The following is a 13,478-nucleotide window of genomic DNA, read 5'->3' as shown; positions in this document are numbered from 1 at the left end:
CTTCGCCTGTATTAATAATAGTCAGATATACACAAAAACTACCCTATTTGCTTTACTTTTAATCTGTAGAACTCATTCTTACTTCCATTATCTAATAGTATATAAATTTTCTGACCTTTTTTTAAGGTTCCTCTGTATAATGTTGCCCAGCCCTGATTACTTCTCATTGTAGTCGCTGAAATAAGTCTGGCTCCATAATACGCTTTTACAGTCTGATATTTATTGTCCTTAATTTCAACGCAGTAAAATTTATATTTCCCGGTTTTAGGAGCAGTAAAACACCACCAGTCTTTATCATCCTGCTGGCTCAAGCCACTATACGTCTTATTACATAAAATCTTCGTTGCGGTGTTTCTTGAATTGTTATTTTCTTTTTCAAAATTTTCAGGATTTTTTGTAATTACTTTCAATCTATAATAAGCATATGTGTTAGAAGAATTTGTGTCAGTTAAAGAAATATTAACCCGAGTTCCCTTTTTAAAAGAATATGCCGCGGACGTAAACGGTCTGCCATAATATACAGATTGTTCTTCGTATAATTTATATCCAACTTTCATTTTTGTCGATGGCAAATACCAGGAACTGGAAGATGATTCAATACCATTTTCAATATATTTAATTGGTATAACCGTATAATAAAAATATCCTGAATTAGGAACAATAACCGTATAATTCTTTGTCTCATTCCCAAGAATCACATCATAACTCTTATTCGTCGTAATCGTACGGCTAGCTGCATACGTTGTTTTCGAAATACAGAACAACATACAAACCATTAACAACATACCTGCGATTGAAAGTTTTTTCTTCATTTCATTTCCTCCTTTTTATATTGCATATATTTATATTATGATTTTTCATTCTGCATCTGTAAAGCTCATAACCCAGTCAAAAACCTGAAAAAATCACAGATACGCTTTCGCATTGCGACGTTCCATATAAAGATCCCAGGTATCCAGTGCCATAGGGCCAAATGGGAACAGAAGTCCCACTCCCAGGACAAATCCACCTGCGATCACAGCGATCACCAGATCAAACAGTGTAAACGGTGTGAGCAGCCATCCCCATTTGAACGCAGTTAAAGCAATCTTCAGAAGTTTCACAACTGCGCCTGTTGCTACCAGCAAAATCAGTCCTGAAATAAGATAAATATTCTGCATGATCTGTATTCCCGTTCCGGTTATTCCTTCAATCAGAATCGTAATAAGAAAAATTGCCGCAGGTATGATCGTTGCGATCATTTTTACTTTAAATTTTACCTCTGTGTTCTGTAAGAAATTTTTTGCTGACATAGTATCCATATTCTTTTCCTCCTGTGTTAAATATTATTTTTTTAATAAGTATATTTTTCCGCTTAAAACCTGTCCTCTTTCCTCCTTTCACTATACAGACGACTAAGAATACCGGCAGGTTTTAAAAAAATGAAAAATTTTTTAAAAATTTTTTTTATTGAGAACTCTTGAAAATCCACAGGAAGAAGTCCATAATAAAATCAACCGCTTAAAAGACTGTTCTCCTCCGGAACCGTCTTACATAAATTTATAAACAGAACTTCTGAAATACTATAGAAACCAGAGTGGATAAGCTTATCCACCTGTCAGACAAGGAGGACCCTAAAATGAGAATATGGAAAAAAAGAATTACAGGATTTCTGATCGCCATGTGTGCGTTCTGCATCACAGCCGGTGTGGGAACTACACAGAATGTACAGGCAGCCACCAAAGCTACTTATACGATCAAAAAAATCCAGGAAAAGAAAACCTATAAGAGTTCCAGTGCCACATATTCCTACGAGCTGCCACAGTTAAAAGGAAACAGCACTGCAGTTAAACGGATCAACCAATCCTTAAAATCTTCCTACAACAATGATCTTTCTCTGAAAAAAACACTTTTTAAGGAATTCAACGATTACAAAAAGAACGGTACATTAAACAAAAGAAGTATGAGACTTTATGTAAGTACCAAATGCACCTGCGATTACAACAAGGATGGATACATCCGATTCGCATACCGTTTTGCATGGCACGGCTGCGGTTCTTATGATGCCAATAAGACAACCGTTATTTACCGTCTGAAAGATGGCAAACGTGTTTCCAGTATTCCGGCTTCTGCTACAGATAAGAAAGCATTAAATCTGGTCAAAGGTACCTGGTACACACCAGACGGAGATAAAGTTGTTTTCTCCGGAAAGGAAGTAAATTATTATTTCTCCGACTCCGAAAATGAACCATACTGGATTTTTGATATCGATGAGATCATCAAAACCAGTTACGGCTATTATTTCAAAATAGAATTAAGTCATAACTGCTATTTCGGATATCGTCTGAATCTGAAAGATACCAGTTCTATGACCCGAATCGGAAACGGTAACCCCTACAGTTCTGCCGGATATGTAAAATCCAGCAGTCTCAGCAGAACAAAATAAAATATATAATAAGGCGTGTGAATTTTTTTCACACGCCTCTTTTTTATAAATCCTCTCCGATTTCTTCCATCATTTTTTTTCTCTGCTTTCTGAAAATCCCCGGAAGCAGAAACAAAAGGACCATGCCTGCTATAATTCCCATGATCCCTATGATCATCATGATCGTTCCTATCTCCATTTCTTTCTCCTTATGATGCAGACAACCAGCCGTTTGCTACTGCCTGCTCGTACAGATCCTGAAGATTATCCATCTCCATATCATTGGCATTGTTATCCGGCTGTGACTGATAAAGTTCCTTTGCTTTCAGATAGTATTCCTGGAATTTTGTGTAATCTCTGCCTTCATTATCAGCCTGAGACTGCTTTGCAACTTCCAGATATGCCAGCGCCTTATAGGTCTTATAATTATCACCATACTTCTCCAGCATCTGGTTCAGTACCGTTTCCTCCTGATCGTACTGCTGCATATTCTGATATAAAACAGACAGATTATAATCTGTATCATAAGTTCCCATGCCCTGACTCTGGATCTGCTCAAAAACCTTCGCGGCCTCCTGATAATAGGACATATCTGAGGTATCATTTCCAAGATCACTGTATGTCTGCGCCAGCTGTTCAAGGATTCCGATATTGTATTCTTTTGGAAGCTCTTTACGGGCCTTCTCCAGAATCTGGATCTTTTCATCCGATCCGCTCACACCGTCATCCTGCCCGTCAATGCATTTGCACTCCATAATGTAGGCACGCATTCGGAGATAATCGTCATCTGTTTTCTGGATACAATCTGCAAAGATATCCTTTGCACCGGAATAGTCCCCATTATTATATGAGATTTCTCCTTCAACATAATCAATATCTATGGAATCCAGGCCATTCTCACGTGCCGTCTCCAGCGCTTTTTCCGCTTCCTCCATATTTCCGGTGTATGCCATCGCAATGGCATAATCTCTGTAGTAAGCACTGTTATCCGGCTTGATATCAATGGCTTTTTTGTAGCATTCTGCCGCATTCTCATAATTTTCCATTCTCTCATAGGAATTTCCGAGAAGGTAATAAATATCATTCAGAGACGATCCGCTTTTCAGGATCGCATCATTGGAAAGGATCACTTTATTGATAAAATCAATACTGTCACCATACTGCTGCTGCTTGTTCAGCGCCAGCGCCTTCTGATAATAGGCATCCAGCCTGTCCGGAATAAGATCCGTGGCTTTTTCATAATATGTTTCAAAATTCTGATAATCTCCGGAGCTGATACACTGCGCTTCCTGACGTACATAAGATTCATAGTTTTTCTGTTTTCCAACATCCCGTTTGAAATATCCACTGATCGTCAGCGCTGCACTTCCGATCATCAGACCTGCAACCAGAACATAGGCCATGTGCTGTTTTGCGCAGAGATCTTTATACCTCTTGTCCTTTGTCTGGATATTCTTCAGATCATTCAGAAGCTCTTCCGCACTCTGATATCGCCTGTTCGGGTCCGGCTCCAGGCATTTCATGATAATATGTGCAAAGATATCATTGATCTTTATGCCGGTAAGCCTGATATCACTGACATTTCCGTTTTCATCCGGTTTCGGCTTCCTGCCGGTCATGATGTGGTATAAAGTTGCTCCCAGACTGTAAATATCCGCTCTGGCATCTATGGTTTTCCAGAGTGAATGGTCCAGTTCGTTCTGGTTGTAATGCAGTGCCTCGATCTGTTCCGGAGCCGCATATCCATTGGTATATCCGGTTACCCAGGCAGTATCTCCATCCAGCGTGGCAGAAATGTTAAAATCTATCAGACAGATATTTCCTTCCGGTGTCAGCATGATATTCCCAGGTTTCAGGTCACTGTGGATGATCGGTGGTTTCTGGCTGTGCAGATAGCCCAGTGTTGCAGCTATCTGCTTTGCCCAGATAATGACTGATTTCTCTTCAAAAACAGTTCCGGAATCCAGATAATCCTTAAATGAATTCCCCGGGATAAAATCCATAACTGTATACACATCCCCGTCCGCCTCAAAAAAGTCAAGAACCTGAGGCAGACAGGAATGTCTGAGGTTTTTCAGTACATCAACTTCCGCTCTGTTGTTCAGAAAATCTTTGATCTCTGTTTTTATTTTTTTCAGTACTACATATTTTCCAAGGTTTATCTGATAAGCCTTGTAGATTTCACCGCTGTTTCCAGCTCCAATCTTACCTATAACCCGATAAGTATGTGGAATTGGCATATATTCAAACCTCTTTTTATCTTATTTTACGCTAAAATCCATGCTGCTGCTTCCTGGCTGCATTCCCACATTGATCACTGCCAGGTCCTGGACTCCTGTTTCTTTTGCGGAAAGACCGGTATTGATCGGATTTGGTACTCCTGCTGTATCCTGCATCGGATTATTGAGAAGATCCATTCCGGCTAACATATCTGCGCTTTCAGCAACCCAGGACCCGCTTAATCCCATTTTGGAAATCTCGCTGATAAAGGCATCCTTTCCGCCCTCCTGTGGAGTCGTTCCATTCAGGTAAAGCTGTGTGCCGTTTACCAGTGCCGCATTTCCTGTCTGGCTTACTGTTCCGTCACTGTTAACTGTATAAAGGGTGATAGCCAGCCTTGCTTCCGGCATTGCATTTTCGCCGCTCATTCCGGAATAATAGCCTGCGATTCCGATATCAACAGAAGTTCCATTATCTTTTACAAAGCATTCCTGTGTTCCGCTGTATGTGATTCCCTCGACTGGATCACCAAAGCCCGGATCTGCTGATTCACTGGCAATCTGCTGTGCCTCTCCGTTTTCTGCCCTGTAAAGTTCAAACTGCAGTTTTCCTCCGGAAATAGAAATCACCAGAAGTTCCGGTCTTCCATCACTGTTAAAATCTCTCTGATCTGTTGCAAGAACGCCATTTACAGATGCCATGCTGGTACTGTCTGTGTAGGAAATGCTTCCTCCTGTATATTTAGAGATTTCCACCTGTGCTACATATGCAGCCAGTACAGCATCGTCATCTGCAGTTTCTGCGGTATTGCTATCTGTCTGCTCTGTACCTGTCTCATCCGTTTGTGAGGTCTCTGTTGTCTCCGTATAAGTCTCTGCCGGACCAGGTGTCGGTATTGCCGGATCATCAGCTGTTTCTGTATCCGGTTCGCTGTAATTTCCATCCTGGTTTTCATCAGAAGTTTCCGCTGGATCTTCATATGCATTATCATCTGTATCTTCATTGGAGGCTTCACCCGGATTGTCGTATGAGTTCTCATCCTGTTCTCCGTTGGAAACTTCTGAACCTCCGGATGGGAGTTCATCCTTACCATATACATCCTCATTGGTCACTTCTGTTGTTCCTGCTTCATCTGACGGATTATCATATGTTTCCGAATCCGGATCTTCCGGATAGTCTGAACTGTCATATGGATTTTCTGTATCTTCCGCATAATCAGAAGCATCCGTGGAATCCGTATCATCTGTTGAATCTCCATCATCTGTTGAATCCGTATCATCCGCGGCGTTCTGATCTGCCCCGTCTTCTGATTCCGTGTTATCCCGATCTGGAGCACTTGTCGGATCAGTCTGATCTCCAGGATGCGGTGCCGCAGTTACTTCACCAACTTTTCCAGAATCCAGACCTGCACCACCCGCACTGTTATTGCTTCCGTCATCCAGTTCATTCGGATCTGTTGTCGGCGTTGGCGTTGCCGTTGGATTTATAATATTAATAATAAGAGTGATATATTTTGTTGTATCCTGTTCTTCTTTTTCTGTCTCTTCTACCTGAGAAGTTTTTCCCTGTTCTTTAAAAATGCTCTTTGTATTTTCAAAAGCGTTCTGATAATCGTTTACACGGGAATTCCATGCAGCGGAATCCTTTTTCACAGAAGATGTGGAAACATTTTTCATATTTTCGCCGGTCTTTTTCAGCATATCCAGTGCCTTTTCCGGCTGTTTCTTTCCATTGTATACTTTTGCAAGTCCCAGAGTCGCATCTGTGGATTTTTTATCAATCTTCAGAGCATCATTAAATGCAACTTCTGCTTTGTCGTATTCTCCTGCATCCAGATATTTGGAGCCCAGGTTCAGATTTTCCTGTAACTGGCTTGCAGTTGCCTTTTTAGGTGTGACAAAAATCACAACTGCCAGAATCACGAGTACGCAGACAATTCCTGCGATCATCGGAACTAATATCTGCGGTGATAATTTTTTTCCGGAATTATTGTTTGGATTCATTTCACATCCCCCTTTCGGAAAATAAACTCTTCATCAGACAGGCGGATCTGATCTCCGTCATTGAGAAGCAGTTTCTGGCCTGGCATTGCTCTGTTTCCGTTCAGGTATGTATAGTTGCTGGAATCCTTATCTTCCAGGTAATATTTACCTTCTTCAAAATGGATCGCACAGTGTTCCCTGCTGATGGTCGGGTTATTGCGGATGCAGATATCTACCATAAGTGCACGCTTACCGATCTTGCAGATCTCCGTCGTGATATGGAACTTCTCCTGTGTATGCAGACGGATCAATGTAGCATTTGGTTTAACTCTTGCTTTCAGAAGTATCGTTGCTTCACTTCCGTCATCCCTCAGCATTACAGTTGCGTCATTGCCGTCATCATCGTCTGATGCAAAACCGGTTCCCGGATTCGGAGTAAAACTTTTTCTCTGTTCTTCGCCAAAACCTGACGTTGGATTCGGAGTGTAGCCTCTTCCCTGAGCTCCATCATTCCCTGGCATTGGATCTGGGTTATAGCCCCCTGCCGGTTTGTCCCAGAAACCTGGTGTTGGATCTGGCTCATAACCTCCTGCCGGGTCCTCTCCAAAACCTGACGCCGGATCTGGTTCATAACCTCTTCCCGGGTCCTCTCCGAAACCTGACGCCGGATCTGGTTCATAACCTCTTCCCGGTGCTTCTCCGAAGCCTGGCGCCGGATCTGGCTCATAGCCTCTTCCCGGTGCTTCTCCGAAGCCTGGCGCCGGATCTGGCTCATAGCCTCTTCCCGGTGCTTCTCCGAAGCCTGGCGCCGGATCTGGCTCATAGCCTCTTCCCGGGTCCTCTCCAAAACCTGACGCCGGATCTGGTTCATAACCTCTTCCCGGGTCCTCTCCGAAACCTGACGCCGGATCTGGTTCATAACCTCTTCCCGGTGTCTCTCCGAAACCTGACGCCGGATCTGGCTCATAACCTCTTCCCGGGTCCTCTCCGAAGCCTTCCCCTGGTGAAGGATATGTTTTTCTGTTTTCTTCTGGCGGATTATCCCAGCCTCCCTCATTTGGAGTATTCGCCCAGATATTCTCCGGTCTCTGTGGTGGCATTTCCGGCGGCATTGGTGGCATTTCCTGTGGAAATGGAATTTCTTCCTGTACCTCCTGTTTTTTCTCCATTCGATGGAACAGTCCCTTCAACAACGCCTTCTTTTTCTTCGGTTTCTTTTCTTCAACGTCACCATCCATATCTACAAAACCGCCACCCGGTGTAGGAGGAACCAGTGGGCCACCTTCATCATAATTGGCAGTCTGTCCGGTCTGCTCATGACTAAATCCGTCTGCTCCGCCGCCAAATCCACCGGACTCTGATCTCAGCGGAATGCAAACGACCTTTACTTCTTCTGTTCGTGTATCCACATAGATATTCTGCATCTCTGATACGATTTCCTGCTTTGGAACACCCAGTTCTTCAAAGAAAGTAAGCACATAATTCACCTTCTGCTGAATTTCGATCTGCTTTTCCTGAGGTGCTTCGCTCATCCATGCCATTATGTTCATGGTTCCGGCTATATCATATGTAAAAATAAAACCATTGCCATCCTGATTCGCATTTGCCGGCAACAGAAACTGATTTGCGGTTCCCTGTGTCAAAATGCTCCACGTTTTTTCGTCCAGGACCTCTCCCGGCTTGGATCTGTAGGAAAATCTTGTGTGTCCGTCTTTGAAATCATACTCAAAATTCATACTCTTTATCTCCTTTTCTTAGTATATATCCAGCTGGATCAGTTTCCATTTTCCTTCTGACAGTACTGGTGCAATTCCACTGCTGTTAAAATTCTTGGCATCTGCAAATTGCGGATTTACCACAAAATCACCATTGCTCTTAATAAATCCCCAACTTTCATCCGACTGAACTGCCGCATATCCAATGGCAGAAAAGCTTCTTGCTTTTTCAAACATACAGTCCAGAACTTTTTCTCCTTCTGATGAAACAAATCCCCATTTTCCAGCCTGCTGAACTGCTGCGGGATTTTTGGAAATAAACGGAGAAACTGCTTCATAATTTTCGCCGATCTGTACACCGGAACTGTTAAGCAGCTGATACTGCTCACCGGTTTTTACAAATACGACACCATTTCTGGAGCAGAAGCCCCAGGCATCCCTGACTACATCGTCAAATCCGAAATCTGTAATAATCTTCAGGTCCTTATCAATAAGAGCCCACTTTTCATCTTTTTTTACTGCTGCAATACCATTAAGCATAGGTGTCGCCGCATCATATTCAAATTCCGTCTTTTCATTGAAATCTTCATCCAGGAATCCATATTTCCCGTTCTTTTTTGCAGGAAGTACCCCTTCATTGAAGGTTCCCAGATATTCATAAGTCTCGTCCGGCTGTCGCCGCTTATAACCGTTTGTATCTATATAATACCATTCGCCGTCTTTCTCAACCGGCGCGAAACCGTTTTCACCAAACATTCCGATATATTGATATTCCGCACGGATCACAGAATTTCCATCTTCATCCAGGATACCCACATCTTCTCCGGATGTGATCCTCATATAATGGTTGCAGGTTTCTGAAATATTATCGTATTCATCTCCGATAAACTGGAAATCTCCTGCCAGAGAATCCAGCTTTGCCTTCAGCGCGCCACTGTTTTTTTTCTTCTTGATGTGTTTTTTCAGAAGGGCAATGGCGTCCTGTTTCTCATCCTGCTCCACGTAATAATCTGCCAGTGTCAGGATTGCCTGTTCATTATCTCCGTCAAGAGAGATCGCACTGTTGCATGCATCCACAAAACCGGAATCATCTCCCATATTTCTGTAATCTTCCGCGATCTTCATATAGATATTTCGGTTATCTCCATCATACTCCAATGCTTTCTTATATTCCAGGATTGCATCGTAATAAATTCCTTTTTCTTCATTTTTCTGAGCCTGCTGGAGACATTTTTTATATTCCATCGGTTTTTCCACTGCAGAAGTAAATGTTGTATACCATGCTCCCACAAGCAGACCGGTCATCATCAGAACCATTAATTTTTTCATACGCACCTCTACGAATCAAAAGCCAAGTAACAAAATCAGGATCGTTCCCACAGAAAAAAACGGAGCAAGAGGAATGGAATCCTTCATGTTCAGTTTTTTGAGGATCAGCTGTACGATCGAATAAAGTGCCGCAAGCGATAAACTCACAACAATGTCAAACCATATCAGAGAGCCTCCAAGATACCATCCCAGCACGGCTGCCAGCTTCACATCTCCCATTCCGACACTTTTTCTGGAAAAGATCCTGGCCAGAAAAAAGATCAGAAATCCCAGCAGCATTCCACCTCCTGCTGATTTCAGGATATCCAGCCAGTAAGAAGGCTTCACTGTAATTTCTCCTGCCAGTATCACTGCCCTTATGACAAACATGAAAAGCAGAAGCTTATTGGGTATAATGGTTTTCTGCTGATCGATAAATCCGAGAAAAACCATAAAAACCGTCAATATCATATATCGGACTGCTTTCAGCCAGTGATAGCCATATTTGCTGAAAAAAAATATCTCGGCTAAAACAAGTGCTGCTATGATCAGAAGGATATATTTTTTTTCTTTTATAAGACTTTTTATATGTTCCATTTTTTCTCCTTGGTCAATCCGTCAGCTGCCTGCCCATACGCGGGTTGAAGCGCAGACACGGTAATGTCTTGTTCCCAGATCAAAGAACGGGAATTCCGTTTTGATATCATAATCCACAACGATCTTTATGTCATTGGTACCTTTTGCACACCAGGAACTTTTGCTGAATTTCATATTGGAAACTCCCAGTTTTTCCAGATATTCGTCTGCATCCTGTCCTCCGGAAGCCACACTCAGCTGCTGCTTCACACAGGATTTTGCAACGACTCCTGTCATATAACTGGCAAGCTTGTTCCATGCGCCGTTTTTCACATAGTTCAGAACACCGTTCACAAACTCCTTGGGATTTTTCTTATATTCTTTCAGCTGATCATATGTAGCTTTTCCCGCCTTTCCGGCATCTGCCACATCCTGTATGGTTCCCTGTCCGTTTGTAACACTTTTGGCTGTATTCTCGATCACTTCCAGATTGGATTTAATGTCCTCCATCTGTTTTGAGAATTCTTCTGATTTTGTATTAAGTCCTTTATATGCGTCCAGAACGCCTGTCTTTTCCAGTATGTAACTGTATTCCGCAACCTCTTTCGCTGCCTGATCCACAGAATACTGGATCAGTACCTGTGCCCTCACACAGGAGATCAGACTGAATATGCACATAAACGCGAACAGGAACATGGGAATAAACAGTGCTGCCTCCACAGTGATCGAACCATTTTCTTTTCTGTCTGACATTGCCCCTCCTGTTAATAAGCCAAAACACTCTTGTAATCTATGATTCTCCTGCCATCATCTGTACTCTTTCCTTTTCCCAGAAATTCCGGAACTTTCGGAAGGAATGTGGTTGATGTCTGTACCTTCGCATTCAGCGTCAGCATGGTATATTTCTGACTTAGCGTTGAGCCGGTGTTCAGCTGGATACAGTCTGCCGCACGGACGGAGAGATCCTTTTTACCATTCTCATCTGCAAGCTTAACCAGAACAAATAATTTCATGTAATCTTTGTAAGTGAACTTAAGGCCATCCGCTTTTCCCGGCCATACTGCCGACTCTTCTCCGTTAACCAGCGCTACGGTTTCCGTTGCTGCCATTCTCAGCGCATTACAGAAAAGATATCCATATTTTACAACCGGATAAAGCCACGGCTGCCCGGTTGCTCCGCATACAACCGTTGCCACTGTATCTGCTTCTGCATTCAGAGTTGAATCCATAAAAACATATAAACTGTCAATGGCAAGCCTTGTTCCATAGAGCTGTGCTACTGCCAGTGTTTTGTTCTTGCCGGTAAAAGCATTTCCATAAAGGATATATTCAATTTCCCCATTCCAGATCACATGTTCGGAAAGTTTGTCATTGCTGAGCGACGTATCTTCGTCTTTGGTCGTGATACAGTTAAACATTTCTGTGGTGTATTCCATGAGATATGCCTGTTCCATTATCCCGCCGGACAGATTGTCCAGGCAGGTCAGAATTTTTTTCAGAAATCCTATATTATTTTGCGAACTTTCTACTGTTTTTTTATCCTCACTGACATTTACCTCTGCCGGGATGTTTCCCGTTGCACTTGCTGATGTTTTGGCGATTCCGCTCGGATACTTGGAAGGATACCCTTCTTTTTCTGAAAGGTTTTGCTCTTTTCCGGAATTATTCAGAGAGTCTTTCGTCTGTGTATAATTTCCGCTGGCCTCTTTTGCCGCTTCTCTGTTCTGCGCTCTGGTATCTTCCTGCGTCGTGTCACTGTCTTCATTTTTTACACCGGAAAGGGTGGTCTGATAAAAGGTTGTATCCTCAGGATTATAAAAAGATCCTCCCCTGAACTGTTCATTTAACAGACTTCCACCGATTTCCTCCTCATGCTGGGCCCAGAATGTTTCTGTAGCTGCTGTGCCGCCCATACTTCTTATATATGATGCCTCTTCCTCATCCACAGAAAGTTTTTCAAAATTTCCCGTTACCTTTTTGAATTTCTTTATCATTTCTTTAAAGGCTTTCGCTGTATCTATATTATTCTGAATCGTTTCTTTCAGTTCTTTAAGATCTGTTTCATTAATTTCAATATCTTCTCCGGCACTTTCCTCAACCGTTTCTCCGGCTGCGATCAGATCTTCTTTTGCCTTGTTATATGCTTCTTTTTTAGAAGCAACCTTCCTCCAGCATTTCAGCACGTCATCCAGCGCTGAGTTGGCTTTTTTCCCATTATCTATGATCTCATCCGCTTTTTTCTCCAAAGCCTTAATGCAGGCCTGATATGTTTTGGCCGCATCAGAATAGATTTTATTCATACTGCTGATATTTCCGTTGATCACAGATTTGATGGAATTAAATGTCTGTATTTCTTCTGAAGTAAATCTTTCACTGATTTCAGCTCTCACTTCTGAATCAGCTTCTGCTACCTGATACACAGCAAGTAAAGTTACCATATTTTTATACATCTGATCATCAAATGTAGTATTCCCGCTGTCCCAGCTGAATGGATAATTCAGATATTCTTCAATCACATCATACGTCAACTGATCAGGTGCTTCCTCCGGAAACGGTGCATCAATCTCTTCGTTCAGATATTTCTGCAGTGATTTCGCAGCCAGACGAAATACTGTTTTTTTCTGATATTCCTCCGCAAAACCAGTATCTGTATTTGACAACTGATCTACCGCACCCGTCTGTGCTTCCACAGCTTCCTTTGCCTCCTGTATAGGCTCGCTGAGTTCTGACGCTTTCAGGGCGTATTCTGACTTTGCTTTTACATATTTCTGCTGTTTTTTTACATTGTTGAAAGGAAGCTTCTTGATCTTCCCCACAATATCATCCGCCATATAGACAGGTCCCCGGAATTTCATATATTCCATAACCTGCTGACGGAAAACATCGTTTTCTGCCAGGGATGAAGATGTCACCCCTTTTGCCTCAAAGCCAGTTTCTTCCAGCTGTATCAGTGAACTTAAGCCATCGCTGCTTTCATCTGTCAGATTTTTTGCGTTGATGGATTCTTTGAACATCTGCTCCAGCTTCTGCTGTTCGTCCGGTGAATCCGGAGTTTTTGCCATGGCTGTCAGTCCATATGTATCCTTCAGTTTCTTATCATACTGTGCCAGTGCCGCATTCATGGTCAGATCTCCGGCACCGGATACTACTGTCTTTGACGCAAAAAGGCGGGAAGCATCTACAATAATTCCGCTAAACATCAAGACCGGTACCAATATCAACGTCAGAAGTACGCAGATCGATCCTCTCTGTTTCCCGCAAAATAACTGCATA

Annotated in this window: 11 protein-coding genes; 1 reads left to right on the top strand and 10 read right to left on the bottom strand. The window is 42.6% G+C overall.

Annotated features, from left to right (window positions below):
- Positions 1–38: 38 nt before the first annotated feature.
- Together AC04Q6_RS10975 and AC04Q6_RS10970 are read right to left on the bottom strand one after the other, a co-directional pair.
- Entirely contained in the window at positions 39–812 is a 774-nt protein-coding gene (locus AC04Q6_RS10975) for a hypothetical protein (protein WP_021977330.1), read from the bottom strand.
- A gap of 93 nt (positions 813–905) precedes the next feature.
- Positions 906–1,301 (bottom strand): hypothetical protein, encoded by a 396-nt coding sequence (locus tag AC04Q6_RS10970; RefSeq protein WP_118062351.1) that lies wholly within the window; start codon positions 1,299–1,301, stop codon positions 906–908.
- A gap of 317 nt (positions 1,302–1,618) precedes the next feature.
- Here AC04Q6_RS10970 and AC04Q6_RS10965 point away from each other — a divergent pair, with 317 nt between their 5' ends.
- Positions 1,619–2,425, top strand: a complete 807-nt coding sequence (locus AC04Q6_RS10965; RefSeq protein ID WP_119248238.1) for a hypothetical protein — start codon at positions 1,619–1,621, stop codon at positions 2,423–2,425.
- A gap of 43 nt (positions 2,426–2,468) precedes the next feature.
- On the opposite strand, the gene AC04Q6_RS10960 is transcribed toward AC04Q6_RS10965, so the two are convergent.
- Genes AC04Q6_RS10960 through AC04Q6_RS10925 form a run of 8 tightly spaced genes read right to left on the bottom strand, consistent with a single transcriptional unit; the run spans position 2,469 to position 13,477 of the window.
- A complete protein-coding gene (locus AC04Q6_RS10960) occupies positions 2,469–2,603 on the bottom strand; it encodes a hypothetical protein (RefSeq protein WP_021977327.1) in 135 nt (44 codons plus the stop codon).
- A gap of 10 nt (positions 2,604–2,613) precedes the next feature.
- The gene (locus AC04Q6_RS10955; protein WP_021977326.1) at positions 2,614–4,644 is read right to left on the bottom strand and encodes a serine/threonine-protein kinase; all 2,031 of its coding nucleotides are present in this window, start codon (positions 4,642–4,644) and stop codon (positions 2,614–2,616) included.
- Between the two features lie 21 nt (positions 4,645–4,665).
- The gene (locus AC04Q6_RS10950) at positions 4,666–6,627 is read right to left on the bottom strand and encodes a tetratricopeptide repeat protein (RefSeq protein WP_119248016.1); all 1,962 of its coding nucleotides are present in this window, start codon (positions 6,625–6,627) and stop codon (positions 4,666–4,668) included.
- Positions 6,624–8,342, bottom strand: a complete 1,719-nt coding sequence (locus tag AC04Q6_RS10945) for an FHA domain-containing protein (RefSeq protein WP_244832840.1) — start codon at positions 8,340–8,342, stop codon at positions 6,624–6,626. The genes AC04Q6_RS10950 and AC04Q6_RS10945 overlap by 4 nt, the downstream gene beginning before the upstream one ends.
- Positions 8,343–8,360: 18 nt before the next feature.
- A complete protein-coding gene (locus AC04Q6_RS10940; protein WP_021977323.1) occupies positions 8,361–9,650 on the bottom strand; it encodes a WG repeat-containing protein in 1,290 nt (429 codons plus the stop codon).
- 15 nt (positions 9,651–9,665) lie between these two features.
- Positions 9,666–10,226, bottom strand: coding sequence for a prepilin peptidase (locus AC04Q6_RS10935; RefSeq protein ID WP_118071317.1), 561 nt, complete (start codon positions 10,224–10,226; stop codon positions 9,666–9,668).
- Between the two features lie 21 nt (positions 10,227–10,247).
- Positions 10,248–10,958, bottom strand: a complete 711-nt coding sequence (locus AC04Q6_RS10930) for a TadE/TadG family type IV pilus assembly protein (RefSeq protein WP_021977321.1) — start codon at positions 10,956–10,958, stop codon at positions 10,248–10,250.
- 11 nt (positions 10,959–10,969) lie between these two features.
- Positions 10,970–13,477 (bottom strand): DUF5702 domain-containing protein, encoded by a 2,508-nt coding sequence (locus tag AC04Q6_RS10925; RefSeq protein ID WP_119248013.1) that lies wholly within the window; start codon positions 13,475–13,477, stop codon positions 10,970–10,972.
- Position 13,478: the final 1 nt, after the last annotated feature.

The sequence above is a fragment of the Blautia sp. HA9023 genome, from assembly GCF_056504095.1.
Note: the sequence above shows the minus strand (reverse complement) of the source record. Positions and strands in the feature narration are given on the sequence as shown.